At 72.3% G+C, this 18,442-nt stretch carries 16 protein-coding genes and 1 tRNA gene; 13 read left to right on the top strand and 4 right to left on the bottom strand.

Annotated elements, in window-relative coordinates:
- Positions 1-192: 192 nt before the first annotated feature.
- Positions 193-1,494 carry a PTS transporter subunit EIIC gene (locus ACIP37_RS26085; RefSeq protein WP_400810283.1) on the bottom strand — a complete coding sequence of 434 codons (1,302 nt, stop codon included), beginning with the start codon at positions 1,492-1,494 and terminating at the stop codon, positions 193-195.
- A gap of 399 nt (positions 1,495-1,893) precedes the next feature.
- Here ACIP37_RS26085 and ACIP37_RS26080 point away from each other — a divergent pair, with 399 nt between their 5' ends.
- The 4 genes from ACIP37_RS26080 (at position 1,894) to rdgB (ending at position 4,223) form a co-directional block, all read left to right on the top strand.
- A complete protein-coding gene (locus tag ACIP37_RS26080; protein WP_063349220.1) occupies positions 1,894-2,127 on the top strand; it encodes a glucose PTS transporter subunit EIIB in 234 nt (77 codons plus the stop codon).
- 171 nt (positions 2,128-2,298) lie between these two features.
- Positions 2,299-3,024: a ribonuclease PH gene (gene rph, locus ACIP37_RS26075; RefSeq protein ID WP_350881205.1), complete on the top strand. Its 726-nt coding sequence runs from the start codon at positions 2,299-2,301 to the stop codon at positions 3,022-3,024.
- Positions 3,025-3,196: 172 nt separating this feature from the next.
- Entirely contained in the window at positions 3,197-3,586 is a 390-nt protein-coding gene (locus tag ACIP37_RS26070; RefSeq protein ID WP_400810281.1) for a hypothetical protein, read from the top strand.
- Positions 3,587-3,617: 31 nt separating this feature from the next.
- On the top strand, positions 3,618-4,223 hold the full coding sequence (rdgB, locus tag ACIP37_RS26065; RefSeq protein ID WP_363583742.1) for an RdgB/HAM1 family non-canonical purine NTP pyrophosphatase: 606 nt from the start codon (positions 3,618-3,620) through the stop codon (positions 4,221-4,223).
- Positions 4,224-4,292: 69 nt separating this feature from the next.
- On the opposite strand, the gene ACIP37_RS26060 is transcribed toward rdgB, so the two are convergent.
- A tRNA-Leu gene (locus ACIP37_RS26060) sits at positions 4,293-4,376 on the bottom strand.
- Positions 4,377-4,718: 342 nt separating this feature from the next.
- Here ACIP37_RS26060 and ACIP37_RS26055 point away from each other — a divergent pair.
- Positions 4,719-7,196, top strand: coding sequence for a chitinase C-terminal domain-containing protein (locus tag ACIP37_RS26055; RefSeq protein ID WP_400810346.1), 2,478 nt, complete (start codon positions 4,719-4,721; stop codon positions 7,194-7,196).
- A gap of 141 nt (positions 7,197-7,337) precedes the next feature.
- Here the strand turns inward: ACIP37_RS26055 and bcp are convergent, their stop codons facing one another.
- On the bottom strand, positions 7,338-7,814 hold the full coding sequence (bcp, locus tag ACIP37_RS26050) for a thioredoxin-dependent thiol peroxidase (RefSeq protein ID WP_063349225.1): 477 nt from the start codon (positions 7,812-7,814) through the stop codon (positions 7,338-7,340).
- A 146-nt stretch (positions 7,815-7,960) separates the two neighbouring features.
- On the opposite strand from bcp, the gene ACIP37_RS26045 reads away from it, so the two are divergent.
- The 3 genes from ACIP37_RS26045 (at position 7,961) to ACIP37_RS26035 (ending at position 10,165) form a co-directional block, all read left to right on the top strand.
- Positions 7,961-8,302, top strand: coding sequence for a DUF3618 domain-containing protein (locus tag ACIP37_RS26045; RefSeq protein WP_063349226.1), 342 nt, complete (start codon positions 7,961-7,963; stop codon positions 8,300-8,302).
- A gap of 285 nt (positions 8,303-8,587) precedes the next feature.
- Positions 8,588-8,890 (top strand): co-chaperone GroES, encoded by a 303-nt coding sequence (locus ACIP37_RS26040; RefSeq protein WP_079136310.1) that lies wholly within the window; start codon positions 8,588-8,590, stop codon positions 8,888-8,890.
- 96 nt (positions 8,891-8,986) lie between these two features.
- Positions 8,987-10,165: a winged helix DNA-binding domain-containing protein gene (locus tag ACIP37_RS26035; RefSeq protein WP_400810279.1), complete on the top strand. Its 1,179-nt coding sequence runs from the start codon at positions 8,987-8,989 to the stop codon at positions 10,163-10,165.
- A gap of 60 nt (positions 10,166-10,225) precedes the next feature.
- On the opposite strand, the gene ACIP37_RS26030 is transcribed toward ACIP37_RS26035, so the two are convergent.
- The gene (locus ACIP37_RS26030; protein WP_400810277.1) at positions 10,226-12,589 is read right to left on the bottom strand and encodes a transglycosylase domain-containing protein; all 2,364 of its coding nucleotides are present in this window, start codon (positions 12,587-12,589) and stop codon (positions 10,226-10,228) included.
- A gap of 271 nt (positions 12,590-12,860) precedes the next feature.
- Between ACIP37_RS26030 and ACIP37_RS26025 the strand changes: the two genes are divergently transcribed.
- The 5 genes from ACIP37_RS26025 to ACIP37_RS26005 all read left to right on the top strand — a co-directional run bounded on the left by ACIP37_RS26025 (position 12,861) and on the right by ACIP37_RS26005 (position 18,366).
- Positions 12,861-13,730, top strand: a complete 870-nt coding sequence (locus ACIP37_RS26025) for an ABC-2 family transporter protein (protein ID WP_363583734.1) — start codon at positions 12,861-12,863, stop codon at positions 13,728-13,730.
- The gene (locus ACIP37_RS26020; RefSeq protein WP_363583732.1) at positions 13,723-14,550 is read left to right on the top strand and encodes an ABC-2 family transporter protein; all 828 of its coding nucleotides are present in this window, start codon (positions 13,723-13,725) and stop codon (positions 14,548-14,550) included. The genes ACIP37_RS26025 and ACIP37_RS26020 overlap by 8 nt, the downstream gene beginning before the upstream one ends.
- A 50-nt stretch (positions 14,551-14,600) precedes the next feature.
- Complete coding sequence (locus tag ACIP37_RS26015) at positions 14,601-15,560, top strand: ATP-binding cassette domain-containing protein (protein ID WP_363583730.1); 960 nt, start codon at positions 14,601-14,603, stop codon at positions 15,558-15,560.
- Between the two features lie 168 nt (positions 15,561-15,728).
- A complete protein-coding gene (locus tag ACIP37_RS26010; protein ID WP_363583728.1) occupies positions 15,729-16,961 on the top strand; it encodes a glycosyltransferase in 1,233 nt (410 codons plus the stop codon).
- A gap of 109 nt (positions 16,962-17,070) precedes the next feature.
- Positions 17,071-18,366, top strand: coding sequence for a nucleotide sugar dehydrogenase (locus ACIP37_RS26005; protein WP_363583767.1), 1,296 nt, complete (start codon positions 17,071-17,073; stop codon positions 18,364-18,366).
- Positions 18,367-18,442: the final 76 nt, after the last annotated feature.

Genomic DNA, 18,442 nt, shown 5'->3' with positions numbered 1-18,442 from the left:
GTGGCCCGGCGGCCGGGCGGTGCGGGTCGCCCCGGCCCCGCCCGGCACGGCTGACGGCCCGCCGGGGAATCCCCGGGGCGCATATCGGAATTGTTTTACCGCCCGGGCATTTGGTCCTTTCCGGAAATGTCGAAGGCCTCCGGACCGTCGGGTCCGGAGGCCATTGCGGGTGCCGCCCGGTGACGCTCGGTTTCAGACCTTGGTGACGTCCTCGACCTCGCTCTCGTCCTCCCGCCCGGGTGTTTTCAGATTGAATTTGACGATGATGAACCGGAAGAGCGCGTAGTACACGGCGGCGAAGCAGAGCCCGATCGGGATGATCAGCCACGGCTTGGTGGCCAGCCCCCAGTTGATGACGTAGTCGATCAGGCCGGCCGAGAAGCTGAAGCCGTCGTGCACCCCGAGCCCCCAGGTGACGGCCATCGAGGCGCCGGTCAGCAGCGCGTGCACGCCGTACAGGGCCGGGGCGACGTAGGCGAAGGAGTACTCGAGCGGTTCGGTGACGCCCGTCACGAAGGAGGTCAGGCCGACCGAGAGCATCAGGCCGTAGATCTCCTTGCGGCGGTGCGGTTTCGCCGAGTGCGCGATCGCCAGTGCGGCGGCGGGCAGCGCGAACATCATGATCGGGAAGAATCCGGACTGGAACTGGCCGGCCGTCGGGTCACCCGCCAGGAAGCGCGGGATGTCGCCGTGCGCGATGGTGCCGTCCGGCTTGATGAACTCGCCGAACTGGAACCAGACGAATGTGTTCAGCAGCTGGTGCATGCCGATCAGCAGCAGCGCGCGGTTGAACAGGCCGAAGATGCCGGCGCCGCCCGCGCCCAGGTCGGCCAGGGTCTGGCTGAAGTCGTTGAGCCCGCGGCCGATCGGCGGCCAGACCCAGAGCGCCACGCAGGCGGTGGCCAGGCCCACCACCGCGGTGATCATCGGCACCAGGCGGCGGCCGTTGAAGAAGCCCAGCCAGTCGACCAGCCTGGTGCGGTGGAAGCGGACCCAGAGCCAGGCCGACATCAGGCCGATCAGGATGCCGCCCAGGACGCCCGGGTTCTGGTACGTCGCGGCCGCCGCCTTGGCCGAGCTGTAGTCCACGCACTGGCCGGTCCAGGCGTCGGTGACCAGGACCGTCCCGTTCTTGCAGCTCTCCGGGAACGCGTGCAGGACCTTGTAGTAGACGAGGAAGCCCACCACGGCGGCCAGCGCGGTGGAACCGTCCGCCTTCTTCGCCATGCCGATCGCCACACCGACGCAGAACAGCATCGGCAGGCCGAACGAGGAGTCCAGCAGGGCGCCGCCGGCCGAGGCGAAGACCTTGGCGACGTCGGTCCAGCCGAGGCCGTCCTTGCCGAAGACGTCGGGCTGGCCGAGCCGGTTGAGGATGCCGGCCGCGGGGAGCACCGCCACCGGGAGCTGCAGGGAGCGGCCCATCTTCTGGAGGCCGCCGTAGAAGGTGTGCCACCACACGCGCTGCGGGGCCGTGGCGCCTGCCGAACTCATCCTTCGCCCTCCGAGAGCAGTTGCCGGCCGGTGGCCCCCGGCGGGACCCCCGGGCGGGGATCCGGAACACCCGGGGTCCTTTCTGCGTTCATCGGAGTACACATATATTGGTGTAGACCACTTTGGGACGCAGGCCGCACTCCGGGCACGAGCCCGCTGCTCGTCATCCTCTGGTGGCGGTCGGGACCGTGCGCGCCGGAATGGGCCAAAAGTGGACTAACGTGGCAGATCGGACCGGAGCAGGTGATGCTGGTCGCGCTGCCCGGCGGCGCGACCGCGGCTGAACCCGCGTCAGCACCGGTACCGACCACGCCGGCCACCGGTCGGCGGACACCCCAGTACAGCGCAGGACGGCACCCGGCAGAGCGGCCGGCGGGCCGAGACAGAGGGAGAAATCAGATGGCCAGCAAGGCTGAGAAGATCGTCGCCGGTCTGGGCGGCATCGACAACATCGAAGAGGTCGAGGGCTGCATCACCCGCCTTCGCACCGAGGTCAAGGACGCCTCCCTGGTCAACGAGGCCGCCCTCAAGGCCGCCGGCGCCCACGGCGTCGTCAAGATGGGCACCGCCATCCAGGTCGTCATCGGCACCGACGCCGACCCGATCGCCGCTGACATCGAGGACATGATGTGAGCTGAGCCACCGGGCTCACCCCACCCCCGGCCCGCCGCCCCACCCGGGAACGGCGGGCCGAGGCGCACCCGGGGACGGCGCCGAGCGCAGCCGGGGAGCGGCGCCCAGCCGCACCCTGGCGGGCCGAGGCGCACCCGGAACACCCGCTCCGAGCGACTACGCTCAGTGCCTATGTCACGCATCGACGGCCGCACCCCCGACCAGCTCCGCCCCATCACCATCGAACGGGGCTGGAGCAAGCACGCCGAAGGATCCGTCCTCATCTCCTACGGCGACACCAAGGTGCTGTGCACCGCCAGCGTCACCGAGGGCGTCCCCCGCTGGCGCAAGGGCAGCGGCGAAGGCTGGGTCACCGCCGAGTACTCCATGCTCCCGCGCGCCACCAACACCCGCGGCGACCGCGAGGCCGTCAAGGGCCGCATCGGCGGCCGCACCCACGAGATCAGCCGGCTCATCGGCCGCTCGCTGCGCGCCGTCGTCGACCACCGCGCCCTCGCCGAGAACACCATCGTCCTCGACTGCGACGTCCTCCAGGCCGACGGCGGCACCCGCACCGCCGCCATCACCGGCGCCTACGTCGCCCTCGCCGACGCGGTCGCCTGGGCCCGCGACCGCAAGCTCCTGCGCGCCAAGGGCCAGCCCATCACCGGCGGCGTCAGCGCCGTCAGCGTCGGCATCATCGACGGCGTCCCGATGCTCGACCTCCAGTACGAGGAGGACGTCCGCGCCGAGACCGACATGAACATCGTCTGCACCTCCGACGGCCGCTTCGTCGAGGTCCAGGGCACCGCCGAGGGCGCCCCCTTCGACCGCGCCCTGCTCGACCGCCTGCTCGACCTCGGCACCCTGGGCTGCGCCGAGCTCGACGAGATCCAGCGCAAGGCCCTGGAGGCCTGAACCGGTTCGGCCCACGGCGCCGTGGACCCGGATGTACCCGCAGCCGTACGGGCCGCTGTACACGCCGGGCCCGAAGCCCGTACGGTTCCCGCAGCACCCCTGCTGCGGGAACCGCGCACCCCCCGGCGCGCGTCCCGTCCCACGGAACCCGCGCGCCCCACAGGAGGACCGGATGCCGTCCAGCATCGCCCGCCCCGCCGCCCTCGCCGTGGCCGGCCTGATCGCCATCCTCCCGCTCAGCATGGTCAGTTGCTCTGCGGCCCAGAAGGCGATCGACTGCGGCAGCACGGCGGTCAGGATCACCGGTGACCTCGCCGACGTCACCAGCGCCTACGGCAACGCGAGCAACGACTCGGCGGCCGCCGGGAAGGCGCTGGAGAAGCTCAGGACCGACCTCAACCAGGTCGGCAAGAACTCCAAGAACACCGACGTCGCCAAGGTCGTCGCCGACCTGCAGAAGCAGGCCGACAAGGTCCAGCAGGCCGTCGACAAGAAGGAAGTCCCCGACCTCAAGCCGCTCGGCGACGCGGCCGGCAACCTCACCTCGGTCTGCACCGGCTGACGCCGGGACGGCTGCCGATAGGGTGGGCGATATGTCCACCCGATTGATCCTCGCCACCCGTAACCAGCACAAGGTCGCCGAACTCCGCGCCATCCTCGGCGAGGCCGGCCTGGACGTCGAACTCGTCGGCGCCGACGCCTACCCCGAGATCCCGGACGTCCCGGAGACCGGCGTCACCTTCGCCGAGAACGCGCTCCTCAAGGCTCACGCCCTCGCCCGCGCCACCGGCCTGCCCGCCGTCGCCGACGACTCCGGCCTCTGCGTCGACGTCCTGAACGGCGCCCCCGGCATCTTCTCCGCCCGCTGGGTCGGCAAGCACGGCGACGACCGCGCCAACCTCGACCTGCTGCTCGCCCAGCTCTCCGACATCTCCGACCCGCACCGCGGCGCCCACTTCTTCTGCGCCGCCGCCCTCGCCCTCCCCGACGGCACCGAGCGCGTCGTCGAGGGCCGCCTCCTCGGCACCCTGCGCACCGCCCCCTCCGGCGACGGCGGCTTCGGCTACGACCCGATCCTCCAGCCCCTCGGCGAGACCCGCACCTGCGCCGAACTCACCCCCGCCGAGAAGAACGCCATCAGCCATCGCGGCCTGGCCTTCCGCGGCCTCGCCCCGGTCGTCAAGGACCTCCTGGGCTGACGGCCGGTCGGAGAGCGCCGAAGGCCCGCCGCGGATCATTCCGGGGCGGGCCTTCGAATCTAAGGCTAGTGCGGCCTGAGGGACTTGAACCCTCACGGGATTTCTCCCACGGGCACCTAAAACCCGGGCGTCTGCCGATTCCGCCAAGGCCGCATGGCCTCTAGTCTAGGGCTTCGCCCGTGCCGGGGCACCGTCCTTTCCGGTGCGGCACCGTCCCGGATGCGGGCGGGCGGTGGTGTCGAGGGGTTCGGCGGCGGGTTCGGCGGCGGGTTCAGTGGGGGCGTTCGGTCGCGGGGTGACGGGGTTTCGGCCAAGGGGTGACTTGTTGCCGTCGGTGGGGTGACCGGCGGGGTTGGGGATTTGATTACCAATTGGTACAGACCTATTGACCTATGTGGTTCAGACCACATAGCTTCGGCGCCAATTGCAATCCCCCCACGTGCGTGCTCCCCCACAGGCACGCGCCGACACTCTCTCCCGGAGGACCGAGTGTTGATCCGAAACACGGCGGAGCGGCGTCCCACCGCCGCACTCCGCCGCAAGAGCCCGGCTGCCCGGGCGGGCGCGGTCGCGCTGGCGGCGGCCGGTCTGGCCGGTCTGCTGCTGTCGACGCTGGGCGCGGTGCCCTCGCAGGCGTCCGCGACCGTCGACAACGGGGCCTGTCGCCCCGACGGCCTGTACCAGACGCCCGGGGTGGACGTCCCGTACTGCTCGGTCTACGACACCGGCGGCCGCGAGAAGATGGGCGCGGACCACCAGCGCCGCATCATCGGCTACTTCACCGGCTGGCGCACCGGCAAGAACGGCGACCAGCCCTACCTGGTGAACGACATCCCCTGGGACAAGGTCACCCACCTCAACTACGCGTTCGGCCACGTCGGCGGTGACAACAAGCTCTCCGTCGGCACCGACGGCCCGACCAACGAGGCCACCGGGATCTCCTTCCCGGGCGTGCCCGGCGCCGAGTTGGACCCGACGCTGCCCTACAAGGGCCACTTCAATCTGCTGACGAAGTTCAAGAAGCAGTACCCGAACGTCAAGACCCTGATCTCGGTGGGCGGTTGGACCGAGACCGGCGGATACTTCGGGGACGACGGCAAGCGCGTCAACTCCGGCGGCTTCTACTCGATGACCGTCAACCCGGACGGCAGCGTCAACCAGGCCGGCATCGACACCTTCGCCGCCTCGTCCGTCGACTTCATCCGCAAGTACGGTTTCAACGGCGTCGACGTCGACTACGAGTACCCGACCTCGATGAAGGACGCCGGCAACCCGCTGGACTGGCAGCTCGCCAACTCCAAGCGCGGCTCGCTGGCGAAGGGCTACGCGGCGCTGATGAAGACGCTGCGCGAGAACCTGGACCGGGCCGGCGCCGCCGACGGCAGGCACTACCTGCTGTCGGTCGCGGCCCCGTCGTCCGGCTACCTGCTGCGCGGCATGGAGACCTTCCAGGTGGCGCAGTACCTGGACTACGTCAACATCATGTCGTACGACCTGCACGGCGCCTGGAACAAGTACGTCGGCCCGAACGCCTCGCTGTTCGACGACGGCAAGGACGGCGAGCTGGCGGCGGCCAACGTGTACGGCACCGGCCAGTACGGCGGCATCGGCTACCTGAACGCCGACTGGTCGTACCACTACTTCCGCGGTGCGATGCCGGGCGGCCGGATCAACGTCGGCCTGCCGTACTACACCCGGGGCTTCAAGAACGTCACGGGCGGCACCAACGGCCTGTGGGGCGCCGCGGCGGCGACCACCTGCCCGGTCGGCTCCGGCCTGACCTCCTGCGGTGACGGCGCGGTCGGCATCGACAACATCTGGAACGACAAGGACGACGCGGGCAAGGAGTCCCCGGCCGGGTCGAACCCGATGTGGCACGCGAAGAACCTGGAGAAGGGCATCCTGCCCGACTACCTGGCCAAGTACGGCGTGAAGGACACCGCGCTGCAGGGCACCTACGCCCGCAACTACAGCAGCAGCCTGGTGGCGCCGTGGCTGTGGAACGACGCCAAGAAGGTGTTCCTCTCCACCGAGGACGAGCAGTCGGTGGGTGCCAAGGCGGACTACATCGTCAACCAGGGCGCCGGCGGCGCGATGATCTGGGAGCTCGCGGGCGACTACAAGTGGGACGCGAGCGCCAACGGCGGCAAGGGCGAGTACGTGCCGGGTTCGACGCTGACCTCGCTGATGTACGACAAGTTCAAGGCGGCCACGCCGTACGGCGCGACCCGTTCGACGGTCCCGCTGCCGCAGCAGACCCTGCCGATCGACGTGTCGTTCACCAACTTCGCGCTGGGTGACTCGAACTACCCGATCAACCCGAAGATCCACATCGTCAACAACTCGACGACGACCCTGCCGGGCGGCACCGAGTTCCAGTTCGACTACAGCAACTCGGCTCCGGGCAACGCCAAGGACCAGTCAGGTTTCGGCCTCCAGGTCATCCGGCAGGACAACCCCGGTCCGGGCAACGTGGGCGGCCTGAAGGGCACCTACAACCGGGTGTCGGTCAAGCTGCCGGGCTGGCAGTCGCTGGCTCCGGGCGCCTCGGTGGACCTGGACTTCGTCTACTACCTGCCGGTCTCGACCCCGTCGAACTGGACGGTCAACGTGAACGGCACGCTGTACGGGCTCAAGGGCGACCTGACCCGGGGCACGGTGGACGGCGGCACGCCGACCCCGACCCCGACGCCGACCGCGACCGTCACCGCTTCGCCGACCGCGACCGCCTCCCCGACGGCGACCGCCTCGCCCACCGCCACGGCCTCGCCGACCGCGACGGCCACCGCGACCGCCACCCCGACGACGGGGGCCTGCACGGCCGCCCCGAGCTGGGACGCGGGCACCACCTACGCGGCCACCACCAAGGTGTCGTGGAAGGGCCACTACTACCAGAACAAGTGGTGGACCAAGGGCGACGACCCCGCGGCCAGCGGCTCGTGGGGCGTCTGGAGCGACCTCGGGGCCTGCTGACGGCGCCCTGAGGTGAGAGACGGCGGTGGCGGTGCACCCGGTCGGGGGGTGTGCCGCCACCGCTTCGTTCAGCGAGGTGCCGGGAGAGCGAGGTGCCGGGAGAGCGAGGCACCGGGCCGTCGAGCGCCAGGCCTTCGAGCATCAGGCCGTCTCGACCTTGAGGTCGCGCAGCAGCTTGGCGACGTGCCCGGTGGCCTTCACGTTGTACAGTGCGCGCTCGACCTTGCCCTGCTCGTCCACGATCACGGTGGAGCGGATCACGCCGACGTAGGTGCGGCCGTAGTTCTGCTTCTCGCCGTAGGCGCCGTAGGCCTCCAGCACCTGGTGGTCCGGGTCGGACACCAGGGTGACCTTGAGGTTCTCGGCCTCGCGGAACTTGCCGAGCTTCTCCGGCTTGTCCGGGGAGACGCCGATGACGTCGTAGCCGGCGCCGGCGAGGACCTCCAGGTTGTCGGTGAAGTCGCAGGCCTGCTTGGTGCAGCCGGGGGTGAGCGCGGCTGGGTAGAAGTAGACGATGACCTTGCGGCCCAGGTGGTCGGCGAGGGACACCTGGTTGCCGTCGGCGTCGGACAGGCTGAAGGCGGGCGCGGTGTCGCCGGGCTGGAGACGCTCACTCACGGGTAAATCTCCTGTTGCTGGGGCGGGCGGTCATAGCACGGCAAACTTACCCCCGATGGTGGGTGGGGTCGCGCGGCCCTGCTCGGCAACTGACAGACTGGGTCAGTCGCACAGGACAACATCAGCAAGTGAATGGGGTGGCCCGAGTGGGCGAGGCGAGCACGAAGGACAAGTCGGCGCGGACGACCGCCCAGATCGAGGCGGACATCTCCCGGACCCGCACCCAGCTGGCGGCCACCCTGGACGAGCTGGCCGTGCGCGTCCACCCGAGCACGATCAGCGCCCAGGTGAAGGCGAAGGCCGTGGCCGCCGTCGAGGAGAAGGCCGGCCGGGCGTACGTGGCCGCCAACGGCGTGGTGGAGAAGGTGCGGGCGCAGTTCGTGGACGAGAAGGGGCAGCCGCGCACGGAGCGGATCGTCCCGGCCGCGCTGGTCGGCGTGGGCGTGCTGCTGCTGGTGGCTTCCGCCCGGAAGCGCCGCAAGGGCTGAACGGGCACGGGGTGAGGGCCGGGCGCGGGAGGCGTCCGGCCTTCGGTGTGCCCGGGCCCGGGAGGTGCGCCCGGCTCTGGGGGGTGTGCCCGGGCCCGGGTGCGTGTCCGGCCCCGCGGGCGCCGCGGCTTCCCGCATGCCGGGCCAGCGTCACGCCGCGCGCCCGGGGGCGGTACCTTCGGGATCGTGAGTACGAACGACGAACCGACCCCGCAGGCCTCCTCCGCCGCACCCGAGTACGAGGCGGCGCGGCACGACCGGCTGGGCGAGAAGCTGCCGATCCGGATGCTGCACGACCGCGTGCTGGTGCGGATCGAGGGCAGCGAGGGCGAGCGCCGCTCGACCGGCGGCATCCTGATCCCCGCGACCGCGGAGCTGTCCAAGCGCTGCACCTGGGCGGAGGCCGTCGCGGTGGGCCAGAGCGTCCGCTCGGTGGAGCCGGGCGACCGGGTGCTGTACGACCCGGAGGACAAGCTGGAGGTCGAGGTCCGCGGCGCCACCTACGTGCTGCTGCGCGAGCGTGACCTGCACGCGGTGGCGGCGACCCGCTTCGGCGACACGGAGGGCTCGACCGGGCTCTACCTCTGAACCTCTGAGCACGGACGTGGCGTGAGCCGGTCGGGGCGGTGCCCCGGCCGGCTCCTTGCGTCCGGGCCTGTCGGTGGTGGGGGCTAGGGTCCGGGCATGACGAGGCGTGTGCCGGTGATCGGCGAGGGTGAGCGGCGGGCCCGGGTGGGGCGGCGGCAGTTGCTGGCGCCGTCGGTGCGGGTGGCGCGGGTGGAGCAGGTGGCGGACGCGCTGGTGGGGCTGCACGCGTCGGACCCGGCGACGGTGTACCTGTCGGCGTGCGCGCGGCTGGTGGAGCCGTCGGTGGCGGAGGTGGACCGGGCGCTGTACGAGGACGTCACGCTGGTGAAGCTGCTGTCGATGCGGCGGACGCTGTTCGCGGTGACGGAGGGCTTCGCGCCGCACGTGAGTTCGTCGACGGCGCGGGCGATCGCGGCGAGGGAGCGGGCGACGCTGCTCAAGCACCTGCGGGACCACGCGGACGGCTGGGACGAGGCGCGGCTGGCCGGGGCGGAGCGCGCGGTGCTGGCCGCCGTGGCCCGGCGCGGCGAGGCGACGACGAAGGAACTCGGCGACGACGTGCCGGAGTTGCGCGAGACGATGCTGATGTCGGCGGGCAAGCCGTACGAGAACCGGCAGAGCGTGGGCAGTCGGCTGCTGCGGCTGCTGGCCGCGGACGGGCACGTGCGGCGGGGCCGCCCGCGCGGGTCGTGGCTGAGCAACGTCTATCCGTGGGCGCCGGTGCCGCAGTGGCCGGAGGCGCCGGTGCGGGAGGCGAAGGCGGAGGTGGTGCGGCGCTGGCTGGCCGGGTACGGCCCGGCGACCGTCGAGGACGTGAAGTGGTGGACGGGCTGGACGCTGGGGGACACCCGCCGGGCGCTGGCGGACGTGGGCGCCGAGGACGTGGAGCTGGCGGGCGGGGCGGCGGCGCTGGTGCTGCCGGGGGACGCCGGGCCGGTGGCGGAGCCGGAGCCGTGGGCGGCGCTGCTGCCGGGGCTGGATCCGACGGTGATGGGTTGGCGGGGGCGGGACTGGTACCTGCGGCCGGAGGACGTGCCGGCGCTGTTCGACCGGGCGGGCAACGCCGGGCCGACGGTGTGGTGGTGCGGCCGGGTGGTGGGCGGCTGGGCGCAGCGGCCGGACGGTGAGGTGGTGTGGCGGCTGTTCGGTGATGTGGGGGCGGAGGCCGGGGCGGCGATCGCGGCGGAGGCGGCGCGCCTGGCGGGCTGGTTGGGGGAGGTGCGGGTGACGCCGCGGTTCCGGTCGCCGTTGGAGCGGGAGTTGGTGGCGGGGTAGTTCACCGGCCGGCGGGGTGGTTCACCGCTCGGGGGGGGGGGGCACCGCTCAGGGGGTTGCTCACTGGGCGGGCGGGGTGGCTCGCTGGGCCGGTGGTGTCGCGCTCGTCGCCGGGTTGGTGGCGGCGCCGGTGGTGCTGGGTGGCGTGGTCGGGTGGGTGGGCCGGGTCTGGGTGGGTCGGGGGGTGGGGCTGGACTGCTCCTGGGTGGCGGTGGGCTGGGGTGCCTGCGGGCTGGGCTGTTCCTGGGTGGTGGTGGGCTGCGGGGCGGGCGCGCTGGGGGCGTGGGTGGGGGTGTCGGGCACGGGGGTGCTGCTGGGGGGTTCCTCGCTGCTGCCGCCGCCGGTGGTGGGGGCGGTGGCGGTGGGGCTGGGGGTGGTGGTGGCGCTGCTGCTGGGGCTGAATCCGGGGGCGGGGGTGTCGCGGCCGGTCTGGAGGTCGAACTGCTGGGTGGCGGTGCCGTCGAGGGCGGCGCTCATGTAGGCGGTCCAGATCCGGGTGGGGAAGGTGCCGCCGTTGATCCGGGCGAGTCCCGCGGTGCCGGCCAGTGGTTCCTTGGCGTGGGTCTTCGGGTTCTCGCGGAACAGGCCGACGGTGGTGGCGAGTTCGGGGGTGTAGCCGGCGAACCAGGCGGAGAGGTTGGAGTCGGTGGTGCCGGTCTTGCCGGCGGCGGGGCGGCCGAGGTCGAGGGCGGCGGCGCCGGTGCCGCGGGGGCCGATGACGTCGCGCAGGACGTCGGTGACGGTGTCGGCGTAGGGCCGGTCGATGGCGTCGACGGGGGTGTGGTCGGGCATCTTGGGGGCGTCGACGGCGCCGCCGGTGTGGACGCGTGCGAGTTTGAGGACGGACCACGGGGCGTTCGCCTGGCCGTGGTTGGCGAGGGTGGCGTAGGCGCCGGCCAGGTCGAGGGCGCTGGGGGTGGCGGTGCCGAGGGTCATCGAGGTGTTGGCCGGGTCCATGCCGCGGACGCTGTCGGGAATGCCGAGTTTGACGGCGGTGTCGCGGACGCGGGCGAGGCCGGCGTCGACGCCCTCCTGCGCGTACACGGAGTTGACGGACTTCACCATGGCGTAGCGCAGGGTGATGTTGCCGTAGTCGACGTCGTCCTCGTTGGGTGGCGCGTAGGGGGTGGGGCCGCCGGTGACGGGGCGTTCGCTGGTGCCGTCGTAGCGGGTGTCGGGGGTGATCTGCCGGCCGTCGAGGGTGTGCTGGGCGATGAGGCCGGCGGCGAGGTCGACGGGTTTGAAGGTGGAGCCGATCTGGTTGTCCTGGCGCAGGGCGTCGTTGTAGGGCTGTTTGGCGTAGTCGGGGCCGCCGTAGACGGCGACGACGCGGCCGGTGGCGGCTTCGACGGAGGCGCCGGCGACCCGGACGTCGGTGTCGGTGGCGGGGCGGCGCTGGGGGTCGAGTTCGTCGGTGAGTTCGTCCTGGACGGCCTTGTGGAAGGCGTCCTGCTTGGGCTTGTCGAAGGTGGTGGTGATGCGCCAGCCGCCGGCCTTGAGGGTGGCGGTGTCGATGATGCCGGCGGAGACGAGGTAGTCGTCGGCGACGCCGACGAGGTAGCCGGCCTGGCCGGAGAGGCCGGTGGCGGGCTGGGGGTCGATCGGTTCGGGGAAGGTGGTGGCGGTGCGTTCGGCATCGGTGAGGAAGCCGAGTTGGACCATGCCGTCGAGGGTGTAGTGCCAGCGGGCGATGGCCTTCTCGCGGTTGGCGGGGGTGGCGGTCTTGACGTCGTAGCTGCTGGGCGCCTGGAGGAGGGAGGCGAGGTAGGCGCCCTGGGCGAGGGTGAGGGCGGAGACGTCGACGCCGTAGTAGGCGTGGGCGGCGCTCTGGATGCCGTAGGCGCCGCGGCCGAAGTAGCTGCTGTTGAGGTAGCCGGCGAGGATCTCGGGCTTGTCGCGCTGTTGGTCGACCTTGAGGGCGATGAAGAGTTCGCGGCCCTTGCGTTCGATGGTCTTGTCCTGCGTCAGGTAGTAGTTCTTGACGTACTGCTGGGTGATGGTGGAGCCGCCCTGCGTGCCCTTGCCGGTGAGGGTGTTCCAGCCGGCCCGGAGCATGCCTTTGAGGTCGATGCCGCGGTTGCGGTAGAAGGTGCGGTCCTCGGCGGAGACGACGGCGTGCTGGGTCTGCGGGGGGATCTGGTCGATGGTGACGTCGGTGCGGTTGACGGCGCCGGTGCGGGCGATCTCGGTGGTGTCGTCGGCGTAGAGGTAGATGTTGTTCTGGGCGACGGCGTGGGCGTTGGGATCGGGCACCGGGACGATGACGTAGAGCACGGCGAAGGCGCCGACGGTGAGCAGGAGCGCGGCGGTGAGGGCGCCGAGCGTGATGCGCCAGGTGGGCAGGAGCCGGCGCCAGCGGGGGAGGGCTCGGCGGGCCGCGCGGCGGGCGGCTCGTTTGGCCTGGCGTCGGGTGCTCAAGGTCATGCCGCGATTATGTGCTATTTGATGGCCGATCAGGGGTTGGTCGGGGGGTTGGCGTGCTCGGGGAAACCGGGTGCGGCGGCTGGTCCTCGGCGCTACGGTGAAAGGTGCAAACCAGGTAGCGCCTCACGTGGCGCACTCGCATAGCGCACCCAGTTCCGTCAGCTCCGCGCGTTCGGCCCGGTACCCCCGGGTGCGGCCGGTCGGAGCCGCTGGGGTGTGCGCGGACGTCGGCGGGCATCCACCTGCCCGTATTTGTCGACAAGGAGACAATATGCTGAATCTCGCGCCCCCGGAGACGCGGACCGCACGCCCTCCTGATCCCACCGGGCCGCTCCCCGTCCTCGGGCTCTACGCGGCCGTCGCCCGCGGCGCCTTCCGCCGCTACTCCACCTACCGGGCCGCCACCGTGGCCGGCACCTTCACCAACACCGTCTTCGGCATCATCCTGGCCTCCTCCTTCCTCGCCCTCTGGCAGGCCCGCCCCAGCCTCGGCGGCTACGACCAGAGCCAGGCCGTCACCTACATCTGGGTCAGCCAGGCCCTGCTGGTCACCGTCGCGGTGTGGGGCGGCGGCTTCCAGGACGACCTCCAGGACCGCTTCCGCAGCGGGGACATCGCCGTCGACCTCTACCGACCGGTCGACTTCCAGGGCTGGTGGCTGGCCACCGACCTCGGCCGGGCCGCCTTCCAACTGCTGGTCCGCGGCACCGTGCCGCTGCTGGTCGGCGCCCTGGTGTTCCGCACCCGGATGCCCGAGCAGCCGCTGACCTGGGCGGTCTTCCTGCTCTCGGTGCTGCTCGCGCTGGTGGTCAGCTTCGGGCTGCGCTTCCTGGTCTCGATCACCGGCTTCTGGCTGCACGACTCGGACGGGGTGCGCTCGGTGATGCTGGTGGTCTCGATGTTCTTCTCCGGGATGCTGCTGCCGATCGTGCTCTTCCCCGGCCTGCTCGGCGACCTCGCCGCGGTGCTGCCCTGGGCGGCGCTGGTGAAGGTGCCGACCGACGTCTTCCTGGAGCGCTCGACCGGCACCGGCCTGCTCGGCGCGCTCGGCTTCCAGCTCGCCTGGGCCGTCGCCCTGCTCGCCGCGGGCCGGGGCGCCCAGTGGCTGGCGACCCGCAAGGTGGTGGTGCAGGGTGGCTGAGCCGATCGTGCCCCGCACCGCGTGGGCGGTCCGCTCCTGGTGGCTGTGCGCCCGGATGTGGATGCGCTCGATGATGGCCTACCGGGCCTCCTTCGCCCTGAACCTGGTGGCCAGCCTGGCCACGCACTCGCTGGACTTCGTCGTCCTGGTGCTGATGTTCCGGCACACCGACCAGCTGGGCGGCTGGCGACTGCCGGAGATCGCCTTCCTCTACGGCACCGCGACCTTCGCCCTCGGCGTGGCCAACCTGCTGGTCGGCTCGGTCGAGGGCCTCGGCGTGCGGATCGTCAACGGGTCGCTGGACACCATGCTGATCCGGCCCGCGCCCGCGCTCGCCCAACTGTGCGCCGAACGCTTCTCGCTGCGCCGGCTCGGCCGCCCCATCCAGGCCCTGGCGGTGCTCGCCTGGTCACTGGCCACCCTGGACGTCCACTGGACCTGGGACCGCGTGCTGCTGGTGCCCGCCCTGCTGGTCTGCGGCAGCGTCATCTTCGGTGCGATCTACGTCGGCGGCGCGACCGTGCAGTTCTGGTGGGGCGAGTCCAAGGAGATCCAGAACTCCTTCACCTACGGCGGCGCGACCCTGCTGCACTACCCGCCGACCATCTTCGCCAAGGAACTGGTGGCCGGCGTCGTCTTCGGCGTCCCGCTGGCCTTCGTCAACTGGCTGCCCGCCCTGCACGTCCTCGGCCGGCCCGACCCGCTCGGCCTGCCCACCGCCTTCCAGTACGCCTCCCCGCTCGCCGCCGCGCTCTGCGTCGCCGCCGCCGGGCTCGCCTGGCGGGCCGGGCTGCGCGCCTACCGCGGCACCGGCAGCTGAAGCTACCGAGGCACCGGCAGCCGAACCCCCCTCCTACGCAAGGAACCCCCATGGCACTGATCGAACTCGAGGACGTCCGCCGCACCTTCACCGTGCGGGTCCGCACCGGCCGCTTCAGCCGGGTCAGGCGCGAGGTGCGCGCGGTGGACGGGCTGAGCTTCACCGTCGAGGCCGGCGAGTGCGTCGGCTACATCGGCCCCAACGGCGCCGGCAAGTCGACCACCATCAAGATGCTCACCGGCATCCTCGTGCCCAGCGGCGGGCGGCTGCGCGTCGCCGGAGCGGACCCGGCCCGCGAACGCGTCGCGCTGGCCCGCCGGATCGGCGTCGTCTTCGGCCAGCGCACCACGCTCTGGTGGGACCTCCCGCTCCGCGACTCCTTCGAACTCGCCCGCCGGATCTACCGCATCCCCGACCGCCGATATCGCGAGAACCTCGCCCGCTGCGTCGAACTGCTCGACCTGGAAGGACTGCTGGACACCCCCGTCCGCCAGCTCTCGCTCGGCCAGCGGATGCGCGGCGACCTCGCGGCGGCGCTGCTGCACGACCCGCAGGTGCTCTACCTGGACGAGCCGACCATCGGCCTGGACGTGGTCAGCAAGGGGAAGGTGCGCGAGTTCCTGCGCGAGGTGAACCGGGACCGGGGCACCACCGTGCTGCTCACCACGCACGACCTGACCGACATCGAGCAGCTCTGCGGCCGGGTGATGGTGATCGACCACGGCCGGGTCGTCTACGACGGCGGGCTGGACGGCCTGCACGCCACCGGGCGCAGCGAGCGCACCCTGGTGGTCGACCTGGCCGAGGCCAGGCCCGAGATCGAGGTGGACGGGGCCCGGGTGGTGAAGGTCGAGGGGCCCCGGCAGTGGCTGGCCTTCCCGGCGCAGCAGAGCGCCGCGCCGATCGTGGCGGCGGTGGCCGCGCGCTATCCGCTGGTGGACCTGTCGGTGCGCGAGCCGGCGATCGAGGACGTGATCGCGCGGATGTACACGGAGGCGGCGATCGGCTGAGCCTCCTGGACGGCCGGGACGGCCTGGACGCCTTGGACGCCTTGGACGCCCTGAAACGTCCGTTCGGGCGCTGTCACCCGTCCGGGGAGGGCACGTGACTCCCCGGCGGGCAGCCGAGTTGACGTTGCATCGCTCGGCGAACAGCACACCGGAGGGCAGCGCTTCTCGATGACCGGACCCGATGTGACCGTGGTGGTCGCGGTCTACAACACCATGCCCTACCTCACCGCCTGCCTGGACTCGCTGGTCGGGCAGACCCTGGCGCCCGGGCGGCTGGAGGTGGTGGTCGTCGACGACGGCTCCACGGACGGCGGCGAGGCCGTCCTGGACGACTACGCCGCCCGCCACCCCGGGCTGTTCCGGGTGGTGCACCAGCCCAACTCGGGCGGCCCGGCGGCCCCCACGAACCGGGGCCTGGCGCTGGCCCGCGGCCGCTACGTGCTGTTCCTCGGCGCGGACGACTGGCTCGGCGCCGAGGCGCTGGAGCGGCTGGTCACGGCGGCCGACGCCTGGGGTTCGGACGTGCTGGTGCCCAAGCAGGTCGGGGTGAACGGGCGGCTGGTGCCGCAGGGGATCTTCCACGCCAACGCCGAGTCCGTCGGTTTCACCGACTCGGCGCTGGCCTGGGCGCTGTCCGACACCAAGCTGTTCCGGATGGACCTCGTCCGGCGCCACGGGCTGCGCCGCGACGAGGAGCTGAAGGTCTTCTCGGACCAGCCGTTCACCCTGGAGGCCTGCCTGCGGGCGGCCCGGGTGTCCGTCCTCGCCGACTACGACTGCTACTTCCTGGTGCTGCGCGAGGACTTGGGCAACGTCACCCAGCGGGCCGGGGTGCTGGACCGGCTGCGCGGGATCGCGGCGTTGCAGCAGGTCGCCGCCGATCTGGCCGCGCCCGGAGGGGAGTTGGACGCGATCCGGGCCCGCAGCTTCGCCTGGGACGTGCCGCGGCTGCTCCAGGACGACTTCCTGCTGCTCGACGACGCCGTCCAGGAGCAGGTCTGCGCCGAGGTCGGCCGGCTGATCGAGCGCTTCGACGCCCGCGCGGTCTACCCGCGGCTGCCCGTCGCCGAGCGGCTGCGGCTCGAACTCGCCGCCGCCGTCCGGCCGGAGGCGCTGCGGGACCTGATCCGGTACGAGGCCGCGCACGGCGACCCGCCGGTGGTCGTCGACGGGCGGCGGCACTACGCGGGCTACCCGGCGTTCCGGGACGCCCGGCTGGGGCTGCCGGACGAGCTGTTCCTGCTGGGCGAGGAGCCGGTGCGGCTGCCACCGGAGGTCCCGCCGCTCAACCTGGCCCAGCAGCTGTGGCGCGGCGCCGTGCCGGCCCAGCTGCGGCGCGGGCTGCGGCGCTACCCGGTGTGGCGCCGGCTCGCCAACACGGTGAACGGGGGCCGGGGGTGAGCGGGGGCCCCGGAGGCCGGGGCCGCCGGAGGCTGGGGGCCCCGGAGGAAAGGGGACACGAGGATGAACGGGGTGCGGGGATGAACGGGGTGCGGGGATGAGCCGGACGATGGACGTGTGCGTGGTCGGGCTGGGCAAGCTGGGCCTGCCGCTGGCCGTGCAGTTCGCGCTGAAGGGTCACCGGGTGACGGGGGCGGACATCGCTCCCGGGGTCGTCCGCAGCGTCAACCAGGGCGTGCCGCCGTTCCCCCGGGAGGCGGGTTTGGACGAGGCCCTGAAGCAGGTGGTCGCCGAGGGGCGGCTGCGGGCCACCACCGACACCACGGCCGCCGTCGCCGCCGCCGAGGCCGTGGTGCTGGTCGTCCCGCTGGTCACCGCCGCCGACGGCACCCCGGACTTCGGCCTGCTCGACGCGGCCACCGACGCCGTCGCCGCCGGGCTGCGCCGGGGCACCCTGGTCAGCTACGAGACCACCCTGCCGGTCGGCGTCACCCGGGGCCGCTGGGCGCCCCGGCTGGCGGCCGGCTCCGGGCTGGCCGCCGGGGCGGACTTCGCGCTGGTGTTCAGCCCGGAGCGGGTCCGCACCGGGCGGGTCTTCGCCGACCTGCGGCGCTACCCCAAGCTGGTCGGCGGCGTGGACGCGGCCTCGACCCGGCGCGGCGCCGAGTTCTACCGGGCCGCGCTGGACTTCGACCCGCGTCCCGACCTGCCCCGGCCCAACGGCGTCTGGGAGCTGGCCTCGGTGGAGGCGGCGGAGTTCGCCAAGCTCGCCGAGACCACCTACCGGGACGTCAACATCGCGCTGGCCAACCAGTTCGCCCGGTACGCCGACCGGGTCGGGGTGGACTTCGCGGAGATCGCCGACGCGTGCAACTCGCAGCCGTACAGCCACCTGCACCGGCCCGGCATCGCGGTCGGCGGGCACTGCATCCCGGTGTACCCGCGGCTGTACCTGTGGAACGACCCGGGCGCGACGGTCGTGCGGGCCGCCCGGGAGGCCAACCTGGAGATGCCCGGGTACGCGGTCGGGGTGCTGGACGGCGCGCTGGCGGGCGGGATCGCCGGGCAGGGCGTGCTGGTGCTCGGGGCGGCGTACCGGGGCGGGGTCAAGGAGACGGCGTACTCCGGGGTGTTCCCGCTGGTCGAGGCGGTGCGGGCGGCGGGGGCGCGGCCGTACGTCAGCGATCCGCTGTACCGGGGCGGGGAACTGGCGGCGCTCGGGCTGCCCCCGTACGACGGGGAGCCGGTGGTGGCGGCGGTGCTCCAGGCGGACCACCCGGAGTACCGGGAGCTGGCGCCGGAGGACCTGCCGGGGGTGCGGGTGCTGCTGGACGGGCGGCGGTGCACGGATCCGGCGGCGTGGGCGGTCGAGGGGGTGCGGCGGATCGTGCTGGGCGGGGCGTGATCGTGCTGGGCGGAGCCCGAGGGGGTGCGGTTTCAGGCTCTGACGGGCGTGCGGGCGCCGCGTCGGCGGGCACGGT

It is taken from the genome of Kitasatospora sp. NPDC088861 (assembly GCF_044750105.1).
Taxonomy (GTDB): domain Bacteria; phylum Actinomycetota; class Actinomycetes; order Streptomycetales; family Streptomycetaceae; genus Kitasatospora.
This window is presented reverse-complemented; position numbering and strand designations above follow the sequence as displayed.